This is a genomic window from Nocardia sp. MDA0666 (assembly GCF_003023875.1).
GTDB classification, from domain to species: Bacteria; Actinomycetota; Actinomycetes; order Mycobacteriales; family Mycobacteriaceae; genus Nocardia; species Nocardia aobensis.
The window spans coordinates 164,063-185,978 of the sequence record NZ_PYHT01000004.1; the positions used below are offsets into that span (position 1 = coordinate 164,063).

The 21,916-nt window shown below is 60.9% G+C and carries 25 protein-coding genes and 1 pseudogene; 7 read left to right on the forward strand and 19 right to left on the reverse strand.

What is annotated here, in order from left to right:
• Positions 1-6: 6 nt before the first annotated feature.
• The 3 genes from C8258_RS32245 to C8258_RS08885 form a co-directional block, all read right to left on the reverse strand.
• Entirely contained in the window at positions 7-2,907 is a 2,901-nt protein-coding gene (locus tag C8258_RS32245; RefSeq protein WP_146161190.1) for a hypothetical protein, read from the reverse strand.
• Positions 2,908-2,909: 2 nt separating this feature from the next.
• Positions 2,910-3,524, reverse strand: a complete 615-nt coding sequence (locus C8258_RS08880) for a hypothetical protein (RefSeq protein ID WP_106954734.1) — start codon at positions 3,522-3,524, stop codon at positions 2,910-2,912.
• 210 nt (positions 3,525-3,734) lie between these two features.
• Positions 3,735-4,313 carry a hypothetical protein gene (locus tag C8258_RS08885; protein WP_106954735.1) on the reverse strand — a complete coding sequence of 193 codons (579 nt, stop codon included), beginning with the start codon at positions 4,311-4,313 and terminating at the stop codon, positions 3,735-3,737.
• Positions 4,314-4,596: 283 nt separating this feature from the next.
• Here C8258_RS08885 and C8258_RS08890 point away from each other — a divergent pair, with 283 nt between their 5' ends.
• Positions 4,597-4,860 (forward strand): helix-turn-helix domain-containing protein, encoded by a 264-nt coding sequence (locus C8258_RS08890; RefSeq protein ID WP_199195636.1) that lies wholly within the window; start codon positions 4,597-4,599, stop codon positions 4,858-4,860.
• Positions 4,861-4,870: 10 nt separating this feature from the next.
• Here the strand turns inward: C8258_RS08890 and C8258_RS08895 are convergent, their stop codons facing one another.
• The 7 genes from C8258_RS08895 to C8258_RS08925 form a co-directional block, all read right to left on the reverse strand.
• On the reverse strand, positions 4,871-5,257 hold the full coding sequence (locus C8258_RS08895) for a hypothetical protein (RefSeq protein ID WP_106954736.1): 387 nt from the start codon (positions 5,255-5,257) through the stop codon (positions 4,871-4,873).
• 4 nt (positions 5,258-5,261) lie between these two features.
• Positions 5,262-5,507 carry a hypothetical protein gene (locus tag C8258_RS08900; RefSeq protein ID WP_106954737.1) on the reverse strand — a complete coding sequence of 82 codons (246 nt, stop codon included), beginning with the start codon at positions 5,505-5,507 and terminating at the stop codon, positions 5,262-5,264.
• Positions 5,504-6,334, reverse strand: coding sequence for a glycoside hydrolase family 25 protein (locus C8258_RS08905; RefSeq protein WP_106954738.1), 831 nt, complete (start codon positions 6,332-6,334; stop codon positions 5,504-5,506). The genes C8258_RS08900 and C8258_RS08905 overlap by 4 nt, the downstream gene beginning before the upstream one ends.
• Positions 6,335-6,483: 149 nt before the next feature.
• Positions 6,484-7,257 (reverse strand): PE-PPE domain-containing protein, encoded by a 774-nt coding sequence (locus tag C8258_RS08910; RefSeq protein ID WP_106954739.1) that lies wholly within the window; start codon positions 7,255-7,257, stop codon positions 6,484-6,486.
• A gap of 485 nt (positions 7,258-7,742) precedes the next feature.
• Entirely contained in the window at positions 7,743-7,940 is a 198-nt protein-coding gene (locus C8258_RS08915; protein WP_106954740.1) for a hypothetical protein, read from the reverse strand.
• A 160-nt stretch (positions 7,941-8,100) separates the two neighbouring features.
• Positions 8,101-8,772, reverse strand: coding sequence for a hypothetical protein (locus tag C8258_RS08920; RefSeq protein WP_146161191.1), 672 nt, complete (start codon positions 8,770-8,772; stop codon positions 8,101-8,103).
• 62 nt (positions 8,773-8,834) lie between these two features.
• Positions 8,835-9,071, reverse strand: coding sequence for a hypothetical protein (locus C8258_RS08925; protein WP_106954742.1), 237 nt, complete (start codon positions 9,069-9,071; stop codon positions 8,835-8,837).
• A 140-nt stretch (positions 9,072-9,211) separates the two neighbouring features.
• Between C8258_RS08925 and C8258_RS08930 the strand changes: the two genes are divergently transcribed.
• The gene (locus C8258_RS08930; protein ID WP_158271233.1) at positions 9,212-9,466 is read left to right on the forward strand and encodes a helix-turn-helix domain-containing protein; all 255 of its coding nucleotides are present in this window, start codon (positions 9,212-9,214) and stop codon (positions 9,464-9,466) included.
• A gap of 688 nt (positions 9,467-10,154) precedes the next feature.
• Here C8258_RS08930 and C8258_RS08935 read toward each other — a convergent pair.
• Together C8258_RS08935 and C8258_RS08940 are read right to left on the reverse strand one after the other, a co-directional pair.
• Positions 10,155-10,428 (reverse strand): annotated as a pseudogene (locus C8258_RS08935) (transposase); the annotation flags it as partial.
• Between the two features lie 140 nt (positions 10,429-10,568).
• Positions 10,569-10,919 (reverse strand): hypothetical protein, encoded by a 351-nt coding sequence (locus C8258_RS08940; protein WP_106954744.1) that lies wholly within the window; start codon positions 10,917-10,919, stop codon positions 10,569-10,571.
• A gap of 650 nt (positions 10,920-11,569) precedes the next feature.
• Here C8258_RS08940 and C8258_RS08945 point away from each other — a divergent pair.
• A complete protein-coding gene (locus C8258_RS08945; RefSeq protein ID WP_106954745.1) occupies positions 11,570-11,785 on the forward strand; it encodes a hypothetical protein in 216 nt (71 codons plus the stop codon).
• Positions 11,786-11,870: 85 nt separating this feature from the next.
• Here C8258_RS08945 and C8258_RS32540 read toward each other — a convergent pair whose 3' ends face one another.
• From C8258_RS32540 to C8258_RS08965, 5 genes are all read right to left on the reverse strand, one after another.
• Positions 11,871-12,026, reverse strand: coding sequence for a hypothetical protein (locus tag C8258_RS32540; protein ID WP_158271234.1), 156 nt, complete (start codon positions 12,024-12,026; stop codon positions 11,871-11,873).
• A gap of 270 nt (positions 12,027-12,296) precedes the next feature.
• Positions 12,297-12,716, reverse strand: coding sequence for a hypothetical protein (locus C8258_RS08950; RefSeq protein WP_146161192.1), 420 nt, complete (start codon positions 12,714-12,716; stop codon positions 12,297-12,299).
• Between the two features lie 431 nt (positions 12,717-13,147).
• Positions 13,148-13,924, reverse strand: coding sequence for an immunity 49 family protein (locus tag C8258_RS08955; RefSeq protein ID WP_106954747.1), 777 nt, complete (start codon positions 13,922-13,924; stop codon positions 13,148-13,150).
• Between the two features lie 324 nt (positions 13,925-14,248).
• Positions 14,249-15,472 (reverse strand): hypothetical protein, encoded by a 1,224-nt coding sequence (locus tag C8258_RS08960; protein WP_106954748.1) that lies wholly within the window; start codon positions 15,470-15,472, stop codon positions 14,249-14,251.
• Between the two features lie 248 nt (positions 15,473-15,720).
• On the reverse strand, positions 15,721-16,125 hold the full coding sequence (locus C8258_RS08965) for a hypothetical protein (protein ID WP_146161193.1): 405 nt from the start codon (positions 16,123-16,125) through the stop codon (positions 15,721-15,723).
• 455 nt (positions 16,126-16,580) lie between these two features.
• Here C8258_RS08965 and C8258_RS08970 point away from each other — a divergent pair, with 455 nt between their 5' ends.
• On the forward strand, positions 16,581-17,795 hold the full coding sequence (locus C8258_RS08970; RefSeq protein WP_146161194.1) for a hypothetical protein: 1,215 nt from the start codon (positions 16,581-16,583) through the stop codon (positions 17,793-17,795).
• Between the two features lie 236 nt (positions 17,796-18,031).
• On the forward strand, positions 18,032-18,502 hold the full coding sequence (locus C8258_RS08975) for a hypothetical protein (RefSeq protein ID WP_106954751.1): 471 nt from the start codon (positions 18,032-18,034) through the stop codon (positions 18,500-18,502).
• A gap of 144 nt (positions 18,503-18,646) precedes the next feature.
• Here the strand turns inward: C8258_RS08975 and C8258_RS08980 are convergent, their stop codons facing one another.
• The gene (locus tag C8258_RS08980) at positions 18,647-19,261 is read right to left on the reverse strand and encodes a hypothetical protein (protein WP_146161195.1); all 615 of its coding nucleotides are present in this window, start codon (positions 19,259-19,261) and stop codon (positions 18,647-18,649) included.
• A gap of 194 nt (positions 19,262-19,455) precedes the next feature.
• Positions 19,456-19,764, reverse strand: coding sequence for a hypothetical protein (locus tag C8258_RS08985; protein WP_146161196.1), 309 nt, complete (start codon positions 19,762-19,764; stop codon positions 19,456-19,458).
• 150 nt (positions 19,765-19,914) lie between these two features.
• On the opposite strand from C8258_RS08985, the gene C8258_RS32250 reads away from it, so the two are divergent.
• Both C8258_RS32250 and C8258_RS08990 read left to right on the forward strand, forming a co-directional pair.
• Entirely contained in the window at positions 19,915-20,205 is a 291-nt protein-coding gene (locus C8258_RS32250) for a hypothetical protein (RefSeq protein ID WP_146161197.1), read from the forward strand.
• 29 nt (positions 20,206-20,234) lie between these two features.
• Positions 20,235-21,740 (forward strand): gamma-glutamyltransferase, encoded by a 1,506-nt coding sequence (locus C8258_RS08990; protein WP_106954754.1) that lies wholly within the window; start codon positions 20,235-20,237, stop codon positions 21,738-21,740.
• The last annotated feature ends 176 nt before the right edge of the window (positions 21,741-21,916 follow it).

Consider the following 21,916-nt stretch of genomic DNA (forward strand, 5'->3'; position numbering starts at 1 on the left):
ACCTCGTCAACGTGAACCGGTCTTATCGAATCCAGATTTCGGGTCAATCACCCTTACATTGGGGTTATCAGCGAAGTGCGCGAAGACGGCCGCAGCCTGCTCCTCGGAGAATGCAACGAAAACTACGGCCTGTGCTTGATACTTATTCGAGAAAGACATCTTGTTGTTGATCGTTCTCACGGTTTCAGACAGAGCAGTTCGCCCAGCAGCACCCGTAGCATCAACGGAGAGAACTTCGACGATTTTATTGTCTTTCCATGTCACCCTTACCATGTCGGCAGTCGTGCCGGTAACCGTGTGTGCGATTACACCCTTTGGCACACCTTCCGGCTTGTCCGGAAACGAAAGACTCCCATCTTCGAGTCGCACATTTGGATCGGCTTGGAAGTAGAACCTAGAGCCAGATCCACCTCCCCCGTGATGGTATTCTCCGGCTTGCTTCAGCTGATCATTCAGGAAAGGAAGAGCTCTTTCTGCATCAGTATTATCCCCCTTCGAACCAACCCTGTGTGGAACACCATTATCGTCGACAAAATAGCGGTCACCGTGAGAATTCCACTCTTTCAGCGGTCTCTTCAAAAGCTCACTTGAGGTCTCAACCCGTGTGACAGGCTTTCCTCTCGGCGTACGATACGTAGGGTACGTACTCGACGCCTGACCCGTCGGTCCGGATTTATCTCCGCCACGATCAGCATGGCTACTCGACGAATGCGATGAAGAAGCGCCTTGGTTTCGCTGTTCGAACAAGCTGTGTTCCAGCCAACTTCTTTGACTGGAGTAGTTGATATTCCGAGTCGGGATTCCTGCGATAGCTGTTTGTGGATCTCCAAGCGGCGGGCCGCCGGATTTCCATTCATTCCATCGTGCTTCTATCCAGCTATCAACTTTGATAATTCCCGTTATCTTCGCCTCAAAAGCTGGAGGCTGTTTATCAAACGTTTGGACAATCGGAGGTCTTCGGAGTCCGCCGGTCGGCGGCTGCACACGAAGTATATGAGAAGACGTCTGCGTGTCGACCAGTGCGGATCGACCCGGAATGGCGCGAATTCCTTTTGTCGGTGTCGCCCAGCTGGCAATACCAAGGGCAGCGGTGGCGAGTACTGCGCCGGGGTCGTCACGCAAGCCGGTCCAGTCCGTCCCGATGAGAAGTTTTGATTCCTCATTCAGAGCGGTGAGATAGCTCGGAATGCTCCTGGTGATTGCGTCGCCCAGACTCTGTCCGCCTGCGCGGTATACGGCAAGCTCTTTCAGTGCAGTAAGGTTGTGGAAGAGAACTGCCTGTTGGAAGCTATCGGCACCTTGCGAGAAGCTGTCTAGGATTTCCTTCTTGGTTGCGAGGTGGGGGCTATAGCCCATGACCGTGCCGGCCATGTTGATCACGTCATTGAGACCAACCATGCCGCTGAATCCTTCGGCCATCCCACCGAGGGTCTTTACCGTCGTAAGGGCGAACTCCTGGCTCATCCATTCGTTGAACGAGCGGTTTCCTTGGCGGTTATAGCGTTTGACCTCGGCTCCGAATTTGTTGTACTCGACTGTTTCATAGCCGTCGCCGTAGTACAGACGCATGCCTCCGCCGGGAAGGTAAGAAAGTATGCCCCTTCGACTTCGGTTTCCGCTCTCATCTTTGAACGTATAGTCGAGCTTTCCGTCTTTTCCAGGCTTCCCCTGAATGAGCAGTGCACCAGTACGTTCCAGTGATCCGATTACTTTGCCGTCGGGGCCGAACGTGAGGGAATTCACCAATCGACCGGACGAGTCGAACGTCTCGTTCTTCTCGTTCGGCCCATCCTTGTATACGAAACTCCACCCTCCGGTCAAAGGATTCTGGTATCGTCGGGCGCGATTCCCGTTATCGTCCTTGTAAAGTTCCCAGCGACGGTCCTCTTGATCACGCCACCAACCGCGGCCTTCGATATCGACCTGGCCCGCCTGGATGCTCCCCAGACCACCGTCGGGCTTTACGATCGTGCGATCGAACCAGGTATTTCCGAACTTGTCCTGAAGCTGATTGTCGTAGAGGCCCTTGTCGTTTCGGACGCCGATGCTGACTCCGACATGGTTGCCGTTTTCGTCGTACGCAGGCTGGTATGTATTGCTGTAATCAGCATTGGTTCCGGATTCACGGCTCGGTGCGCCCGACGTCGACTGTCCTGGGTCGAACGATTGGATGTAGGCGTCCGTGTCTGCTGTTTGCTTGTCGACGTAAGACCCGGCGCCGGTGGAATCGTTGTTCCAACGCTGGTAACCACCGAGACCGTTGGCGACCACACGTGAGCGGGTGATGGTTCCGTCTGCGTTGTAGATCACCTGGTCGACGGTTTGGGTTCCGTTGCCGACGGGGATCGTGTTTACGCGGCGAATTCCGTTGGGATTGCCGGGGGTTGGGGGTAGGAACTCTTCCCAGGTGTCGCCTTCCTTGTGCCCCGTGACGTCTGGCAACCCGAAGACATGTTCATCGACACCCGCCGGTACGACACTGACGGTCTCCGGCCCTTGTTGCGTGGAGTCCGGTTGCGCCGCCTGCGGTTGGTCTGATTGGCCCGCCGGCTGCTGCGAACTCGGTTGCGGCTGCTGGGCCGGTTGCGGGTTCGCGGGGGCCGGTTTGGCCGGTTCGGGTTGTGGTCGAGGGATGTCCGCGGGATTGAGGCCGGGGGCCATCTCGCCGGTCTCCGGGTCCTTATGCATCGGGACGATGGGTGTCGGTCCCAAATCACCGCCGGGCGCATATGGGTCCTGGAACCGAACGCTGATGGGTTGAAGGCCTGGAAGGAACTGTGCGCCAGCGGAAGCGACCAGATCTTGGCCACCAACTATTCGCGCGAACTGTTGTGCGGCGTCAGCGCTCGATCTGACCGAGAGATTATGAACCTCACCAGTGGCGGCCTTGGGCGGGGTGATCGGCATGATCACTCCTCACGGTTGCGCCGCGCTTGATCGATGCGGGCGCGGAGCTGGTCGACGAGGGCGGCGTAGGCGTCGGGTTTGGTGGGGGCTTCGGCGGTCAGGCCGCGGGGGTGGGTGGCGGACCAGAGGCCCTCGTCGGTTTTGGTGACCTGGATGTCTTCTAGGTTGTAGAAGTCTTCGGGGTCGGAGGCGGGCCAGTTGCCAGCGGCGTCCTTGGTGATGTGGATGCCGGTGTCGAAGACGCCGGGCTGGCCACCGGGGGTGGGGGTCCAGCGGATTTCCTCGAGTTCGGGATGCACTCGGACGCCGCGCTTTACGAGGTATTCGGCTACTCGGACGGCCTGTTTGATGCTGGTAACCGTGGGTTCAGCGAGCTTGCGGCCTACCCCGGACTGCCATTCGGGTAGGTGGATGACCGACAGTTCCTCGGCGAGGGCACGGACTTCCGGGGAGAGTTCCTCGGTGTCGCGGTGCTCGGAGAGCTTGCCGGAGAGGGACTGCTGGATGAGGGCGAGGAATTCGGGGGTGACCAGCTGGCCGGCATCGGTTTTCACGTACTCGGAAGGCGGCTGGTGGTTGCCGAAGTGGATGGATTCGAGAACTTCCTTGTCGGGCATCGGATTCGGGGACCTTCCGGACGAGGGCATGGCGAAACACCGCGCCCTGGCTGGGCTCGGGTTCAAGGGATGGGTGGGTCCCGTCCCCGGAGAGGGGAGGACGGGGACGGGACCCGTTGCGCCCCATTCGGCGTGACAACCTGCGTCTGCTACCGCAGACCACCTGCGGGAGACGGGTGCGCCGGAATGGGGCGAGTGTGAGAGGCCGGATCAGGCCTGGGTGGAAACGATTTCGTCGGTGTAATGGACGTACCGCCACGAGCCGTATGGGTGAATCAAGCCGAGGTCGACGGCACCGACGGGCAGCTCCCGATCGGGGCTGACCGAGGAAACGGTGATGTGGTGAATCTCGCTGACATTCGTCGTGTTGTAGCGAACGAAGAGCTGGACAATGCCGAAGTCATCGACCTGCCGCAGCTTGTCGATCGCGACAAAGCCTGGGACGTAGAACTCGAGGTTGAAAGGCCGGCCTGTGAAGACCATCGTCTTCTCGTTGTGCCAGTTCGTCGGTGCGGGCGAGGCATAGTAGAAGATGTATGCCCATCCGCCGATGGTATGGACCTTGCCGAGGGAGATGGAGGGAGGCGTCTGGCCGACGATCGGCGGCCCGTCCGAACGACTGCCCACGGTCACCTGTGCGACCTGGCCGAGCTGCGTATCGTCATAGACCACCGAAAACTCAGCGCTACCGTATTCGTCGGTCAGGCGCAGCTCGTCGATGCGAACGAACCCGGGGATATAGAACTGCGTGCCATAGCTATTGGCGGTCAGGATCGTCGTCTTTTCCATTGTTCTTCTCTCGCTTCTCGATCGAACGGAAAGTTGGGTGCCCCTGCGCTGCGACCGCAGCCAGCGACCGTGGGACCACCTCACGGGAGGCGCGGGAGCGCAGGGGCGGGCATGCGGCGAGCTCGACCCGCTGTCAGGAACCGATGAAAGGTTTCCGGGGGCTGGCCGCATGGGTCTTGAAAGATCGCTTGCTCGAAAGTTCCTGGTAGAGAGTGTGATTCAAGCAACGTTGACAAGTTGTGCTGTTTGCCGGGAAGGCCGCGTGGTCTTCACAATGTTCCGTATGGAACTGCGTGAACTCCACGACGACATCAACCGCGCGGTGGGTGACGAGTTGCGGGCCGCTCGCGCGCGCCGCAATCTGACCCGGCCACAGCTGGCCGAGGCGTCGGGGGTCGCGATCAGTACGATTCAGCGCTTCGAGAACGGTGAACGCTCACCGGACATGCATCAGCTGTTCGCGCTGTGCAATGCAGTCGACATCTCGCCGCTCGAGATCATGGATCGAGCGGTACGGATCGTCAAAGGCTCACTGTCACAGGACTGAACCTCGGACATCAAGTGATCGCCCCGTTCATCTCGACCTCGTCCATCAGCTCCCTGGACATGTGCAGTTCCGGGATGCGGCCGTGCTGAGCGGCCTCTATAACGCCTCGCAGCACCGCGAGCGCCTCCCGGAAAAGCCCTGTGACCCTCGTCAATTCACGGATCGAAGCTTCCTGCGCCGCCTCGACCGCATCGAGACGGCCGGTGACATCGCGCAATTCCTGCGACACCCGTCCGAGCGTCTCGAGCGCGATGTCGTTCACGTTCTTGGCCGCCGCGACCTCATACCGCAGGCTGGTCATCGGCTGCATGCGACGAGCACGCAGCCACGAGAAGAAGGCCGAAGTACCGGTTCCACCGAGGAACGTCGCCACGGCGAGTAGCAGCGTCTCGAACAAGCGATCACCCGGCCTCGGGTGCGACGATCTCGTCGATGGCGGATACGAGAGCCGGTTCGTTCTTGACGATCCAGACATTGGCGCTGCGCAGCGCCTCCATCACCACCAGCAAAGCGGCGCCCACACCGGCGTATTCGGCCGGCGCGAACTGGAACAGGGCCGCCGACACCGCCAGCACATTGATGATTCCGCCGATGGCGGAGACCACCGCTTTCGCATTGCGCGACACGAACGCGCCCGGAGCGCTCATGATGTGGACTTCGGAGCCGAGACTAGATCGTGCTGCAGCTTCGCCACCGCGTCGACCAGAGTCATGTTCTGCCCCTGCGCATTGCGACCGAGTTGCGGCCAGCCTTGACCGTCCGGGCCGCGGAGCTGGCCCCAGATTTCCTGGACCTTCTCGTACAGGTCAGCCTGCTGGGCATCTGTGAGCGCCATGAGGACTCCTTGAGTAGTAGATGGTGCCAACCCGAGCAGAGCGCGGAGTTGGTCGAGGGTGCCGAGGAAGGCGTTGGCGTCGACTCGATGCCCGGCGACCACGGCCGCGTCGGTGAACTGGAGGATGTCGACGTTCTTGCCGCCGAAGCCGGTCCAGAACGGGGAATCGTCGCCCGGATACAGCACCGAGGCGGGAGCCGAACCGGAGACGTAGCTCGACTGGATCAACCCGGGCACGTTCGACACGTCCGGGCAGCCGATCCGTTGCCAGTACCAACGGGGCAGGTAGGAGAGGTTGATCTGTCGACCGCGCGCATTCACCGCGTTCACGAACGCCCAAAAGGTCGACAGGTCACCGGAATTCGTCTCGACGTCGACCATGGTCGCCGCGTCGCCGAGATGGGCGACATACAGATCGGCCTGGGCTTCGACGTCGGCGTCGCCCCTGAGGTAGTGGTAGCCCGCCACCAGTAATCCGTTGGCGTGGGCGGCAGTTCGATACGCCGGCCACGTGTAGTCGACGAAGCCGTCGCCCTCGGTGACCTTGGCGAAGACGAATTGAAACCCTTCACGGGCGACCCGCGCCAAGTCGATGTCCGGACCGTTGTTATTGGAGATGTCGATCCCGAAGATGGTCATGGAACTCTCCTCGTGTTGTGTGCCGCCGGAATTCGAGTCACCGACCTGGCGAGGGCAAGGGGCTGGTTACAGTCCGAACAGCGGCAGGACCAGCGGAATCAGGTCGCCGATCAGCTTGATGAGATCTTCGGCAATGGTGATCACTTCGTTCACCCCCTCTCCGGATAGCGGTTGAGGATCGCGGCCAGTCGATCGCAGAAGCCGCCGGTGATGTAGGCGGTAGTGTGCTGACCGCCGTTCAGATAGCCCTCCATCAGCGCGGCGGCCTGCGACCACAGGTCCCAGATCCGGATCGGATGCGACCACGAGCCGAACTGCATCGCCTGCCAACGATTTCGACGAATACGGTCGGCCAGGTCGCGGGTCCAGCCGCCCATATCGGCGAAACTGAAGGCGGATACCGTGTCGGCAAGGGTGCGAAGCGGCGAATCCGGAGGACATGAGGTGATTCCATCCGCGGGGTTCGCGACCTCCCAGGTGGGAAACTCGTCGGGCCAAGGCCGGCGCTGACCATTGATGCCGAAGCCGACGGGGTTCGGATCGATCGAATCTCCCCGCATACGCAGCGGGTTGGCCAGATTCGCCGCCCAGGCCAGTTCGCAGTCGGCGTACTCGCCGCGAGCCTTTGCCTCGAGGAAGCGGGTAACCACCTCCGCACCGAGGCTGTAGCCGAGGAGTCCGACCCTGTTCGGGGTGGCGTGGATTGCCCGCACCAGGGCGGTGATGCCCTGGTCGATGGATTGCTGTTCACTACAGCCTCCGACACCGTGCCGCGGATTGGCGGGGCCGATGGCTGCGGGGTAGTCGATGTCGGGGCCGATTTCGTAGATCGCCGGGTCGAGCTGCCGGGTCACCGCGGCGAGCATGTTCGCCGGGGATCCGAGTGGTTCTCCGGTGCCACGACAGGTCAGGACGGTGATCATGCGGAATCGCCTTTCGGTCCGGTGGATAGCGGACGGCCCCACCCGCGGATGAAGGCTGCGGGTGGGGCCGTCGAGGACTGGGTCCCGCCCTCGAGTCCAAGGGATTCGAGGGCGGGACCGTGGCACCCCTGTGCTGCTGCGGCGTCTGCGACCGCGGACCACCTGCGGGAGACGGGCGCACGAGGGGTGAGCATGCGGCGGGCTCTGATCCCGCGTCATACCTGAGAAGGGGTTTCGGGGGCCGGCCACATGGGTCTCGGGAAAGCGCCGGTGGGTGACTTCGTCATCGATATCTGTTGCAGTACAACGACTCTCGCACCGGCTCGGATTCTCAGAAGTGGAAACCGTTGGTGGAGTGATGATTCCCGTGAGTTCGGAAGGAAGGCACAACTGTGGCGCTGCAAATAGCTTCACTTAAGCGGCGCGCAATGTCAACACCCAAGATCAAATCTCTTGAAAAGAGCTGGTAGAGGCCACTTCAGAGATCAAGTGCGGCGACCGGAGTCCGGCACCAGGCGCCCGGCGGCGGCCAGCGAATCGAACGCCGCCGACTTCCGTGGACACCTGCCGGCCGGACATTCACGGTGCAGACGCATGATCTCGTGGGCGCTGTCCACAGACAGTGGCGTACTGGGTGCCGTGTGCGCGGCCATCTCGATCAGCGCGAGCAATGAGTAGTTCATGACGGACCTCCTGATCAGGGAATGCGGGTACGACAAAGGCCGCCGGACCGAGAGTGGAGCTGCGGTCGGCGGCCTTGGAAACGTGACTTCGGCTTCGAGACAAAGGGTCACAGATCTGTGTGGACTTGCGGCGGCACCATCCAGGAAGGAGCCACGGCTATCAGGAGGCGAGTTCGTCCACGATGCGAAGCCGCGACTGGTGTGCAACGACGCGGGTTTCGGCCGATTTCCGACGACGCATCGGATACGCCAGGTGCGCGTCCAGTACCTCACCAAGGATGAACTGCTCCGGCCAATCCGGCGCCCAAGGACCCGGCACCGGGGTCACCCGGCCGGCATCACGCAGCGTCTGGATGCGACGGATTGTCACCGAGCGGAACGGCTCACCCAATTCCTTTGCGAGCGCGACGATTCCCGACACGTTGAGGCGAGCCCGCCGAGCCTTTTCGAGCGCCGTGGCGTCGACCGTGATCTGTTGCGACGGTGGGCATACCACTCGTTCGGCTGCCTCGACGGCCGCGCGAATGTCGGTCGGCGCCGCGTCCACGCCTTCGGTCATGGCGAGCGCGATGAGGTTGGCACGGAGCCAGCCCGCCAAACCGGCCGTCGAAGTCCGGCCGTCGTATTCGATGGCGCGTTGCTCACAAACGAGCCGGACCCACGCAACCAAGGTCGCGTGCAAGTGGTCGCGCACCTTTGCCGCGCCCACACTGAAGGGCAGCGGCTGATCGCTGGATCGGGAACTCACGCGGGTGTTGGCCGAACCCAGACGCGCTTGTCCGTTTACCGCATCCTCCAGATCCTCCGCCAGACCCGGCACCCCATCGAGCAATGTGGCGAGATCACGGAGGGCACCCTCGTCCAGATACAGATGAGTCGAGGAATCCTGACACATCAGGCCACCTCACTCTGGGCGGCAGTGATTCCCGGGATGAAATCAACTGGATCCCGGTCGAGCGCACAGGCGATCAGTACCAACTCGCTGACCGTCAACCGCGCGTTCGTGATGAGTTGGTTCGCGATCGAGGCCTCCGCGAGGCCTGTTTGCGCAACCACCTGCCCTACGTCCATGGGTAGACAACCCAGCGCCCATGCGATCCTGTCGGCGATATGTCGATCCAGAAAGTCCATACGGAACACAATATGGTCCAAACGGACCGTCTACAAGTCCAAACGGACCTGTTACTCGACCGTTATTATCGATCAGGTTTGACCTGAGAAGACGCTGGGAGTGTTTGCAATAACTCCATTTGGACTTCATGATGGTCCATATGGAACTGCGGGACCTCCACGACGGCATCAACCGCGCAGTGGGTGAAGAGCTCCGCGCTGCCCGCGCCCGGCGCGACTACACGCGTACTCAACTCGCGGCGGCGTCAGGCGTCGCAGTCAGTACCATCCAGCGCTTCGAGAACGGGGAGCGCTCCCCCGACATGCATCAGCTGTTCGCGCTATGCAATGCGCTCGACATCTCGCCGCTCGAGGTCATGGACCGTGCCGTTCAGTTCGTCAAGCGAAGCCGGTAGCAGCTCCCCCAACCCCCAACCGACGACCTCCGAGGCCAGGAAAAGGTCGGCCACCGTCGCCTGGCCGCACATGATTCGTTGCACCAACTCGACACCCAAACGACCTGCCACCAGGGTCAGGCTTTCCGCATCGAAAACCTGAATAAACCACGCGACCAATGCTTCTGCGGACACGGCGCAAATACCCCTTCTTACCAGCCCGCGAACAGCGGACCACCAATTCGTCGACCCGACCGGGTCATGAAAACCGCCGACGAGTCGATGGTGGCAACATGGCACTACGCCGAGCCTGCTCGACCCCACGACAGCAACTACCCACCGCTCGGTCCCCGAATGCCGCGCGGTACACAAAGACCTAACGCATACATCCACCTGTCCGTGATGCCCTGGGGCACAACACCTTCGAGTAAAAGGTCAATGAGCGGAGTATACACATTCCGCCAGACGGACCCGGTTCATCTCTTACACAATGGGTCTGAGCGATCAAGCGCCTGTCAAGAGGCTGCACAGAACTATCGACAGGCAAGGCGTGGCTGCATTGACCTGCGGGAGTGGGACAATGGAATTGCTTGCCATTACCCGCGTTTCGCGTCAACGAGACACATCGGAAGTGACAGCAGACAGATTGACAATGACCATTCGTGCCAATTAGGACCCATCTCGCTAAAGCTGTTTCCGGCGGCTTCTTTCAGCAGATTCGGGCGTCGGGCCAGCGGTCGGCGAAGGTGATCGCGAACGCGTTGACCGCGGGCTTCCGCCGCATGGTCTCTCGTGTCCGACCGGCGCCGGTCGGGTCGAGGAACGAGTCACCAGATACAGGCATTTCAGGGCGGCTTCCTCGGTGGGGAAATGCCCGCATGCCTCGATCGCGCGCCGGTAGCCGCGTTCAAGGACTCGATCGCGTTCGTCCAGCAGACGACCCGCCGGATCGCGAGGTCGTAGTCGAGGAACGGGACGGGTTCATCCCACCCGTTGTTGAGCAGCCCGTCCGGCCCAGTCAGAGACAAGCCCTGCTCCTTGGTCATCCGCAGCAACTCCGCCGCTACCGGCTCCTCAGCCGACGCTTCGGCCTTCTTCTTCGCGACCGCCTCAAGTGTCGTCATCACGGCACCTTCCCGCCGATCATCCGATCAGCGAATAGAGCCGGAAACACCCTTGAATCCACAGTCCCGCCGTCACCGAACAGGTGCAGTCGCCGCTGGTGCGGAGGATGTGGGCTGCCGAGTTTGCGCAAGCAGCGCGCGCCGGTGACATCTGCGCGCGTAGCCTCCAGAACGGGTCGCGACCATCCTGCTGTCCCCGTGTGGCACAGCAGTTCTGGTGCCTGTTCGTCGCCGACCCATTGCCCGAGCACGACCACGTGCACAGTGCGGCCGGCTCTGACGACGGCGTGCACACCAGGATCGCCGAACACGGCACGTGTGGATGCCGCCAGTGAGGCGATATCGGTCATGCGCCAACGATAGAAGCAACCACCGACAGTTTTGGCGGTGTTTCCTACTATTTATTGCGTATCGATGGGCTGGAACGCCCCGTAACATCTTGGTTCCTTCCAGACCCGTGAGGTCTTTCGGCAGGCTGGCGGGGGCGCTGCCGAGTGATCGTTCAAATCAGTTCGGCCGTGGCGAGTTTCGACTGCTTCGGGACCTCGAGTCCTTCCGCAACTCGGGCGTCGTGGCTGAACCAATCGGCGTGCCGGCCATCGCTCGCTGGGTTACTTCTCGGATGCAAAGCTCTTACCGAAGACCTGCGGCGGTGGGCGGCAGACGCTGCAGCCTGGATCCCCGCACACCTCGTGGACCTCGGCCCTGATGCGAGACCGCGGGCGAGGCGGTAGCGCATCGGCCGGCAAGGCATCGACACGGTGTGTCGGCCCTGCCAGGCCGTCGCATTCGACTGGGACAGCATGTCGTTCGAGCCCTCCCGCACGAGCGGAAGCCCCGTTTATCGCGAACCTCGAGTTCCGACAAAGCCCGGTGCCGTGCGCGTGAGATGGAATCGCGAACAGCTCATCGGAGGCCAGCCCGTCGAGGCTAGTAAGCAGGGCGCTGCGCGTTTCCGCTAGGGAATCGAACACCGGAAAGCACATGCTGGAGGGCCAGATTGAGCAACTACTGTGGCGTGGACGGGGCCGAAGGACACCACAACATCGCCATCATCGACCCCAACGGCGCACCGGTCGCGAAGAATCGCATCGGTGACGACCCCACCGGTTTCGCGGAACTCACCCACCTGCTGGTCGAAGCCGGCGATACCGCCGAGGCCCCGATCCCGGTTGTGATCGAAACACCACGTGGGCTGGAGGTCTCTGCGCTGTGAGCCTCGAGCCGGACGGTTTACGCGATCAACCCGATGGCCGTGGCCCTATCGACACCTTGGCCACCGAGATCCTCGAGGGATTGCGTCACCGCAACTGCGCCAGCCCGAGCTGCTGGAGCAGGCGTTCGGCCGACAGGCTCTGGCACTGCTGGCCGCCCTGGATACCGCCTGCACCGGGTCTTCGCCGCTGCATCCCGCAGCGCTGCGACATCTGTTCAACAAGATGCTCGGCCAGTTGCATCACCGCCCACATCACCCGAAGGAGCAGCCGCTTGACTTTTTAGAGGGGTGCCAATCGCGGATGGTCCGCACCGCACCAGGTTCCGGCCGCTGGCATCCCACGCTGGTCGGAACAAATCCCCTGCCGCCGGACGTGGTGATCCGCCTCTGATATGCCGTCACATTCCGACTGCGCGTCGCTGTCATCGCCCGAAGCGGATGTCCCTGGGCTGGAGTCGTTCTCACCGCCAACTGGCCGCGCTGGCCCGTTGGGTCAGCCCGACATGCGGCATTATGTAGAGATATCCATTCTGCTGATAGTCACTTCCTCTCCTACCGGATCACCCTCATCATCGACCGGCGTGTAGTCGATGATGCACTCGAGATCTTTTCCGACGCAGACTCGAATCAGCGCCCTCAATTTCTCTATCGAATCCGACTCGACACCTTCGAGGGAACCCTCGAACAGATAGAACGGGTTAACTCCAGCCCGGACCGTCGCTTCATAGCAGAAGACATAAGTATCTTCGTCCTCGTAGGTTAATTCAAAACCGGACATTCGCTCCTTAACGCTTGTGTTATTAGTTCCTAGCCATTCTTCAAACGCGTCGCGGACAACTCGGTTGTCCGCGATCTTGATATCACCATTGAAGGAAATCATCTCGCTCCTCATCTCATCGGTAAGTTTGGCCGCTATCGAATGCTCCATCACGTAACTGAATCGAGATGGATTCCACATTCTGATGTGGGTAATTTGACGTACCTGATTTTCTTGCTTCCTTGAGTGGTTTCAATATGTCCAGCTTCGAGCTGATAGTACCGTTCGTTATAGCATTTCCAAATGTTTTTGCTTGAGCGGTGTAGGCGTCTTCATTGCTCATGATCTTCTTGCCCAGATCAACTAGTTGCTCATGCGATATTTTTCACCTGGCGTGTCGCCAATAGGTCTGGTAGCAATCCTTCCGTCATACCTCGCGATGAGAAACTTATCGAACTCGTCTCTGCCCGTAGCGAATTTCCCAGCACTGATGGTCAACTTTGCTGTCGCATCGTAGGTGAAATCGATGACAGGGCAAGATGGTCTGCCCATTCAGCAGCTCGTTCGGGAAATTCGAATTTCCGCAGTCTGAGCACGCTTCATTGTTAGATTGGAAATCCGTCGAGCCAGTTTCCATTCAAGACAAGCTCAGGAATATAGCTCGATTCGACATTTAGCGGAATATCCATGTCATATGCAATACAAGCCATCGCCAACGGGGCTAGAGCGATACTACCAGCAACATCCGTAAGACGATCGATATCTGATGTCCAATATATCTTGTGCAGTTCAACAGCATCTTTGAGCGCAGCGTTGAACTGTTCTTCTCCTTCGAACACAAGACAGTGGAAGACATGAATAGGCGGATACAGGACAGTATGAAGCAAGCCTTCAGAGGCAATCTTCACAACCTCGGCGTATGAAGCTTCGATCACCTCTTGAAGTTCGGCATACAGGCCGTCTTCCTGTAGCCAAAATATCTGCAGTACATCCATCCAAAGATACATAAATTCATCAGCCGGGCTGTTGGATCGAAGACTGTCGGATGAAATCTCACAGAGGTTCGTCATCCGAATTTGATCTCGGCATATGACGGCCAGATAGAAGGCTTTCAGCCAGCTATCCACAGTGGCGAATTCATGCGGCATAACTTTCGGTAGCAAACGAATCTTCTGCGCGATCCGAGCTTCTACCGACTCCTCGCCATCGCTTGAGATAGCGAATAAAGCGGAGCCTAGCTGCATTGCTGTGGCGAACGATTCACATGTTTCGAATTCTTGTGCATCCCGGTCGTTCCAGCAATGGTATTGCATTGACCGCACTGCGGTATCGAATGCCAATCCGACCGACTCAGGAATCTCTTCGAGCGAGTCGATAAGCATTTCCAAATCCGACTGGATTTTCTCGCCCGAAGTAGGTCATTGTGCGTCGGTTTTCCATGGCGGGTAACCAGTTCGGTCATAGGGTGCCACCAGGAGTTTCTATCGCAACCTCCAGACCGACCACTGTTCCGGCAGCTCTGAATGTTGCACCTATTTCAAGCCAGCCCATGGCGCAATACCCCGCAAATTCTCAACGACTTCACCGATAAACTCTTGCTGCCGCAGTATGTCAGCCACTTATCATCTCCTCATGCGTTCGGAATTCCATTCCGATTTTCGGTCCAGCAGCTTGCGGTCAGCACGCCCTCTATTCACGAATTTTCTTCAGGATTGGTATTTGGTACTGGAGACGCAGCAGTCGTCGCACCAGAAACCGTAGAGTGTGCCGTCAAACGCCAGGTTGCCGAAGGGCGTGAGGTTGCCCCCGATCGAGGCGAGGAAAGGCATGTAGTTGCCGCATTCGGGGCAGCGTGGATGCCGGTCGACAGTGATCCAGTTGGGGAGACCGCCGACTTGATGTTGATTGCTTTCGTCGGTCGACTCGTCGCTGATACCGGTCTGGTTGGGGTGGTGTTCCAAGACGAGTGAGCGTTCCCCGCCGGGCACCATGGCGGTGCTGTCAGTGGCGGGCGCGGACGGACCGTAATAGACGTGCGTACCTTCAGGTGTGATGCGCAGGGTTGTCGATTCCAATGAGTAACAGCCGCAGGTATACCAAAAGAAGGAGGGGTCGTTTTTCAATGCGAAAGGGAGTGAGTCTGCGGCGAGTTTGAGTACCTGCTCAGCCGGTGTCCCACATGCGAGACACACCGGTACCTCGCCGTGGAACAGGCCGCCGACGGTGTGCGGGCTTTGCTGTCGGTCGGCGATGAATCCCATGCAGGCGGGCCAGAATCCGGAAGGCTGACCGGTGTCCGGTAGTGTGCCGGCCAGTTGCATCAATAGGGTCCAGTCACTGGGTTCGTCGACGGTGTCGCGGGCGCTTCGCACGAGTTCGCGAGCGTGGTCCGTGCGGATCAACGCGAGAGCTTCCAACTTCGGGAGGGTATGGGTCTGTTCCCAGAGTTCGAGGAAGGCATCGGCCAATTCGTCCGGCCCGCCGGACAACAGGGCACGGACCATCAGTGGCTCGAGTCGATTCCCATAGGGGCGCAGGAGCTGTGGATGGAACAGCCCGATGCAGTAGACGACACTGCGAGCTGGTGATTCGCTGGGTTCGGAGGCCGTCAGATAGTCGGTGATGAAGGCGTCGAGGAGGTCATCCGGGAGCCAGGGAACGAGCCACGACGCGGCCCCCGTCAGGGCCTGCGAACGTCGCAGGCGCTCAGCGGCGCGGGTCTTCTCGGCCGTCATTCCGGGGATCAGGGCGAGGTACTGGGCCACATAGTCGGCTCCGGCCTCGTTCTCGGTTTCGGCGAGGTAGCGTGCCGCGACCTCCGCCCCGAGGTGCGGCCGTACATTCAGCAGGTCGAAGATACGTTGACGCTTGACACGGCCGGGTAGAGAATCCTCCTCGAGTACGGATTCAATGGCACTCATCTCACTCATTCCGGTTCCTCACCTGCTCTATTCCACGCATTGAAAAGCTTGGGTCTCGCCCCCGTAGAGATGGCGCAGCACGTGGCCACCCAGGTTCTTGTCTATCGGCTGCTGCTCATCGAGTGGAACGGGAGATCTGCTCACTGGGCTCAGCCTTCCTCATCACAATGCATGCACTCAATCTGGGTTCATGAGGTCAAAGCAATGCTCGCCGCCATCGGCCGAGGCGGGATCTGTATCGAACAGCCTCGGAAAGGTCAGACGTACAGCGCATCCGTCGCCGGTTCAGCGGCCCGAACCCGCTGGGCGAAGCCGTGATAGAAGAACGGGATGTTGTCCCCCGGATCGCCCTCGATCCGCCCGCGGACCCGGTCCCACGTGATCATGGCGATGCGGAAATCCGGCCCTTCAACGACCAGGATCGGCTGCTCGCGCTGGTCGAACCATTGGTATCGCCCGCCGTGGGCCCGCCGGCCGACCTCGAGGACGTAACACCCGACGCACTCGGCGAGGGTCTGCACCTCGGAGTCGGTCATATCCGCTGCATACGAAGGAATTTCGGCAAGCAGATCCTCCACGATCGCGAGGCTGGCTTCCGAGTAGTCGAGTACCTGCCCTTCACGAGCCTTACTCAGGGCCACCGCCCGCTCAGCAACGCTCACGATATCCGTGTTCACATCAACCATCCCACCCGACTCCGAACGCGCCCGACAGACAGCGCAACCGGCCAACGCTACTACCTTGCTGGTTCGCAGGTGGTCGGAGCGGGGCTCCACATCCGCGCACGATCGTCGGATGCACAGTCGACGAACCGAGATAGACCTGGTGCATGCCCTGCATTCGGCATGGGCGGACGTTCGAAAGAGCGTCGGCGTCAGGCGCAGACCACATCAGCCTCGTCGGCGCCATCTGAGGATGCGACAACACCGCCATCTACCGCTGGGAGACACAGGAAAGCTTGGTCGTATGGTGCTTCGTTGGCCATGACCCGATCATGAACGGCATCGGGTCAAGCAGGTTCATGACGCTCCGTGACCCAACCGATTAGCGCGCCCCGCGGCAGATTAGTGCGTTTTCAGGACGCTCGTGGTGAGATCGGGTCGCGAGAAAGGCAAGCATGTCAACTGATCCGTCGTCGTCGAATGTCTCTGTCAGGCAACAGGAGTTAGTGCACCAGATCGTCGAGAACGTCCGCAGCAAGATGGTCGTGAACACTCTTCCGCTGGAGTGGACTCTGATCGACCTGACTTGGACCTTGATAGGCGACGATGGCGACCTGGAGATCGGTGTCGAGACCGCCGATGGTCCGTTCCCCGGATGGCTGGATCAGCGGATCGGCTTCCCGCCCGAGCTGATACAGCTGCGCGATCTCACGCACGCCCACGAAGAAGGGACCTGGTTCACGCTGCACCTGACCATCCCTTCCGAAGGCGAGGTCACAACGCATTTCGGTTACGTTCGGCCACAGGAGGATTCGGATGTCGAACCCGCGGCGCTGTCGCGAAACCGGCAGCCAGAAATCAGCGAAGCCGATCACCGGAGTGCTGTTGCGAAATATCAACAGGAGCGCATCCAGAGGATCGCTGATGCGGTGGTCTACGTCCTCGACGCGAATCGCGAGCGTCTGGACTGGACGCAGATCGAGCTGACCTGGACCGTGCGGGATGGCCGGGCACTCGAGGTCGAGATCGGCATCACCACCACCGACGGTCCGTTTCTGAGCTGGCTGGACCTGCCGGTCGGTGTCCCGCACGCCCTTCGGGACCTCTGGCATGACGCATCGGTATCCGATCGCGGGGCTTGGTCCACTCTGCGCCTGGTCATCCAGGCCGGGGGCGAGGTCACCACGCACTTCGGGTACGAACCGGTGGATTCGAGCCGATATCTCTACACTGCCGCGGACCCGAAATCACACACGTACCCTCGCGAGACCCGTCCGAAGTGGATACAAGACCTGCTACCGGAAAACGCGGAACGCTATCGCCCCCTCGACTGGGGCCCGTTCGCTTCCGGGTGGAGTAGCGCGGCAGACGATTTCACTCCGGATGAACCCGGCATGCGGTACTTCAAGGTCACCAACCCGGGCGCTGCGGGTGACGAAGGGTATGAGATCTTCAGTGAGGTAGACGACGAAGGTTTCGAGTGTCGGAAGGTCCAGAAGTTCCGAGACGGCCGCACAGAATGTGTCGGTGGGTTCGTTCAGACCGATCGCACGTGGCTCGATGATGACCTCGTCGATCTCGCAACGCTGTCGGCGAATCCGAATGTCAGTGCAGCCGAGATCACTGCGTCGCAGTTCCAGACAGAGTGGCTCGCCGGCGGCGGCTGGTAATCAGGGACTCGGCTCATTCGTGAGACATTCGGCATGAGCGCGCACTCCCGGCGGACCGTACGGCCCTCTGCCGGTTGATCTTCCAGTACCACGCGCTGGCCAATTCGGTCAGCGCGGTATGCGGCATGACAGTCCGTTGGTGACACATGCAAGTTTTGTTCGGCGCTGTAGACTCCGACTGAACATCTCTGGGGGCTCCAGGCCGCCAGCACAACTCTGGTGGGGAAACTCCGATCATGACCGAACCGGCCTTTGAGCTCGAGGACGCTTCCGAAATTCTCGTTTCCATTGGCGGGCTTGTACTGCGGGATCCGGAGTACCTGGATACCCCCTGGAGTGCCTTCACCTTGGTGGTCAACCTCGACCGCTGCGAGAGAATGTACGGCTATGCCTACGCCGAGGACGGGAGCTGGGAAGGAGCAAGCCCCGGGGGCGTCGACGTCCTTGATCGAGCGATCCAGCTGCGCGCCGCGATGTCAGTGCCTGGCAAGCGCGACTGGAAGCTATGTCGGATACAGGTCACGCGGGGCGACCATCAGATCAGCGTCGACTTCGAATACAAGTCCGCGAAGCGTTGGCGAGTCACCCCTGCGAATGTCTACGAGATGGCCGAAAGCCTGCGCCCACACCGATTGACTGTTCCGGCTTCCCAAGTCTCACATCGTGCGAGCGCACGATGGTGGCAGCGTCGCAGAATGTCGCAGTGAACTCGGCTACTTGGACACTGGATGGCAGGGCCGGCCGACCTCGAACCTGCTCGGCCAGTTAACCTTCCGCCGCGCCGCGCTGGCCGATTCGGTCAGCGCTGTCCGCGGCAATGGAGGACGTTCGTCCGGCTCGCAGCAAGGGCATCAGATGAAGCCATTGTCTCGGAGGAAGCGGTACCAGCCGTCCTCGTCTTCCAACTCCTCGTCAGGGACGAACTCCCGGTACCGCGGTCCCGTCATACATTCGTCGAAGAAGGCCAACAGATCCGGTGCCACCACCCGTGACGTGTCTTGCTCCCCATATCGCCAAAAGTATTGGTCGGCGAACATCACTTCACCGGTGGTGAGGTTGATCACGAAGTTGTCGTCACCGATCAACCCGATACGCAGCCAGTGCTCGTCGGCGCGATGAACCTCTCCCCCCGCGTTCATGATCGCGCCCTTGTCGAACGAGCCGAACAGCTCGATATCGCCTGCCTGCGCTCGATTGGTGAGGCGATACAGTTCGATCATTTCGACGGGCAGGGCAAGGCCGTCCAACTCGAGCACCGCCGCCGCGGGAACAGTATCGGACGCGACTCGGGCCCGGGTCTGACGACGGTAGACATCGAGGTCGCGACTCGGATCGAGGTCGACCCCGGCCGGGAACGACGCCAGAAGGTCTCCATCCGGATCCTCGGCCAGTACCGCCCGAAGTCGGGCGACCTTTGCCGTCAACACCTCAGCCCGCGTACTCGTATCAAAATCCATGCGCCGCAACCTAACACCGGCCCCCGACTCACTCGCTGCGAAGCTGGACTCGAAGACCAACCTCTACAGACCGCTATAGAGCCTGCCACGCACGCTTATCGGTGCGTTCGGCCGTCTCGAACCGGCTCGGCCAGTTGACCTTCCACCGCACGGCGTTGGCCGGTTCAGTCAGCGCTGTCTGCGGCTAGAAGCGGAAAGTGAAGTTATCGTCCAACGTAATCCACGCTCAGCTCGCCACCCGCCTTGGGTGGAACGGCGAAGTCCAGGATCTCGGACCGCTTCGGCCTCAGTCCGCGATTGAAGGCTGCTCGGCCGAGATTAGCCCGCAACCAATCCTCTTGCCCTTCAACGGTCTCCAACTCAGCAGGGCATTCCTCGAGCTCAGTCCACGTCCAGTCCAGCGTCCCTTCGACAATGTCGAGTAGCCAGATGCCGTCCTGAGTTTCGAAGAAGACGTCCCCGAAGGTTGACGCGAAAATCGGTTCCTGCCTTTCAACCCGATCCACGCCCAAGACTCCAGCGTATGCCGGTACTGCTTGGACGTGAACCGCCGCAGTAGCTCCTCCGCACCGCGCACGGTACCCCAATCGCCCTACCCTGAGACGGCCTCCGGAGGCACTCAACGGCGAAGCGCGCTGTTGCGGGGTCGGGGCTCGATACCGGTGACGTGGTCGACCCGCATTCGAAGTCGATCGATCAAGATTGCCCGTGCCACAACCGATATCCAGCACACGCCGGGCTCCGCTGGCACGCACCTTGTCGGCTACCCAGCTGCCGTAGAAGTCGTTGTGACTCCACGGATGGCGGCTATTGAACCGGTCAATGCGCGAGAGCAAGGTCACGACACCACCGTAACGATCAACGACCTAACCCTGTTCTGCCGATGGCGGCGAATTCTGGCTGACACCTATGTCTTTCAACTCGCCTGCTCGTTCACCGATTCCGACGGCTGATGTCGTGATCGGTCCACGCCCGTGCCAGAGTGATCCGCGTGATCCCCGGACATGTGCCCGACGCGCCGCCTCCCAAGTACGACGACAGGTTCGATGTGCCAGTACTCGTCCGCAGCCATCCCGCCAACAAGCCCAGCCGGAAGCAGCAGCAGACAGCTAAATATCGTCCTTGGATCTGGTCGAAGAAGTTCCCGAACGACGGCTGGTACTCCACGACCACCACTTGGCGCGACATCATCAAAGCCGCGACAGAGGTCGGCCGGGATGTCACTCCGCACCTGGTGAATCAACCCCAGTACGCCCACAGGGAACTGGCTGCCCGAGTCGCCCCGCTGTACGCCTATCTCGGCGCGCTCGACTTCCGCCCACCGTATCCCGTGCCGGGTGTGAGCGGCCGACGCCTCACCCTGAACCCGGTGTATGCCTACGGCACAGAGCGGACCGCGAAGAACGCCGCCGCCTACCGGTTGGGCATGACAATGGCCGAGTGGGCCTGTCGGTCCCTGCTGGGCCTCGGCCAGACAGAGCATCTCGAACTCGGCGGCCCCGTCCCCGCCCTACACGAGAAATTCAAGAATGCGCACGCGAAGTTGCCGGACTTGTGGGGGCGGCACAACGCGGAAGCAACGTATTGGCTGATCGAGGCCAAAGGCGGCGACGTCGGCCTGCCCGCGCTCCGCAAGGGCTGGGCGCAACTACAGGCGGGAAGCAGTATTCTCGCAGCGTACCCACATCGCATTGTCCTGGTCGGAACCTCAGCGCGGCCGAAGGACGACCTGTTCCTCACCATCGACCACAACCTCTGTCAGGACCCGCGGCACCGGGTGTTCATCGGACCCGGCAGCGGTGACGACTTCCCGACCGGCCCGGAAAGCCCGGAGGACGACCTCGGCGACAGCGACGACGCGCTCCTCGCCGCAGCCCGCGCTCAGATGCTTACCTACTTCGCTCTGCGCTACGCACGACCATCGCAACTGCGCACGGCACTGGTGCCCGCCCAGCGCGGCTTCCGCCGCACCGGCCTGATCACGCCCCTGGAACGCACCGACACCGCAGCGATGCGAGCCGATGCCGGCGAGGCAGCGCTGAGCGCCGACCGGAGTGCCCGGCGCAACCGAATTCGCGACATCGGGCTCGACGACTTCCTCACCTGCCGGATCGCCGAAACCGGCATCCACCTGGGCATGTCACGGCAGCTGTTCGCAGCCTGCGCCACACTCCACGCTCGCACCGTCGAGTTGCGCGCACCCAGTCTGCTTGCTGAAGAGGCAGCCGAGCTCGTTGAAGACGAACGGGAAGAACGCGGCCTCGATGACCGACGGAACTTCTACACGCAACTGGAAGAGGCCCTTCCCCGGCTGCAGCGGCAGCTCCGCGAAGCTTACGAGACGGCAGCAGAAGACGAGTGGAGTGACCTGCTGGACTCAAATCAGAACCTCCAAACCGATGCGCAGAGCGACGAAATCCTCCTAGAGGCAATAACGCCGGGAACGTATCTGGCGGTCAGCCGCGACATGTTGCCGGCGCCTGCCTAGGCTGCACTGATCGATTCGTGCCACGGCAGCAGCCATGATCGGATCCGATACACGCACTCAGCCGGTGCCGTGCCGCGACGACTATGTCGACGCCCCCTCGCCACGGCGGCTGTCCACGGGATCGGGAACAGCGGACGTGACGGCGATGTCCGTCTCGGCGCCCGGCGTAGTCGCGG

What these genes read in the sequence shown, in the direction of transcription:
- C8258_RS08970 (WP_146161194.1), top strand. Translation starts at nt 16,581, where the DNA reads ATGTCAACTGATCCGTCGTCGTCGAATGTCTCTGTCAGGCAACAGGAG.
- C8258_RS08940 (WP_106954744.1), bottom strand. Translation starts at nt 10,919, where the DNA reads ATGACCGATATCGCCTCACTGGCGGCATCCACACGTGCCGTGTTCGGC.
- C8258_RS08880 (WP_106954734.1), bottom strand. Translation starts at nt 3,524, where the DNA reads ATGCCCGACAAGGAAGTTCTCGAATCCATCCACTTCGGCAACCACCAG.
- C8258_RS08910 (WP_106954739.1), bottom strand. Translation starts at nt 7,257, where the DNA reads ATGATCACCGTCCTGACCTGTCGTGGCACCGGAGAACCACTCGGATCC.
- C8258_RS08955 (WP_106954747.1), bottom strand. Translation starts at nt 13,924, where the DNA reads ATGCTTATCGACTCGCTCGAAGAGATTCCTGAGTCGGTCGGATTGGCA.
- C8258_RS08905 (WP_106954738.1), bottom strand. Translation starts at nt 6,334, where the DNA reads ATGACCATCTTCGGGATCGACATCTCCAATAACAACGGTCCGGACATC.
- C8258_RS08925 (WP_106954742.1), bottom strand. Translation starts at nt 9,071, where the DNA reads ATGGACTTTCTGGATCGACATATCGCCGACAGGATCGCATGGGCGCTG.
- C8258_RS08890 (WP_199195636.1), top strand. Translation starts at nt 4,597, where the DNA reads ATGGAACTGCGTGAACTCCACGACGACATCAACCGCGCGGTGGGTGAC.
- C8258_RS08915 (WP_106954740.1), bottom strand. Translation starts at nt 7,940, where the DNA reads ATGAACTACTCATTGCTCGCGCTGATCGAGATGGCCGCGCACACGGCA.
- C8258_RS32245 (WP_146161190.1), bottom strand. Translation starts at nt 2,907, where the DNA reads ATGCCGATCACCCCGCCCAAGGCCGCCACTGGTGAGGTTCATAATCTC.
- C8258_RS08900 (WP_106954737.1), bottom strand. Translation starts at nt 5,507, where the DNA reads ATGAGCGCTCCGGGCGCGTTCGTGTCGCGCAATGCGAAAGCGGTGGTC.
- C8258_RS08960 (WP_106954748.1), bottom strand. Translation starts at nt 15,472, where the DNA reads ATGAGTGAGATGAGTGCCATTGAATCCGTACTCGAGGAGGATTCTCTA.
- C8258_RS08975 (WP_106954751.1), top strand. Translation starts at nt 18,032, where the DNA reads ATGACCGAACCGGCCTTTGAGCTCGAGGACGCTTCCGAAATTCTCGTT.
- C8258_RS32540 (WP_158271234.1), bottom strand. Translation starts at nt 12,026, where the DNA reads ATGCAACTGGCCGAGCATCTTGTTGAACAGATGTCGCAGCGCTGCGGG.
- C8258_RS08885 (WP_106954735.1), bottom strand. Translation starts at nt 4,313, where the DNA reads ATGGAAAAGACGACGATCCTGACCGCCAATAGCTATGGCACGCAGTTC.
- C8258_RS08930 (WP_158271233.1), top strand. Translation starts at nt 9,212, where the DNA reads ATGGAACTGCGGGACCTCCACGACGGCATCAACCGCGCAGTGGGTGAA.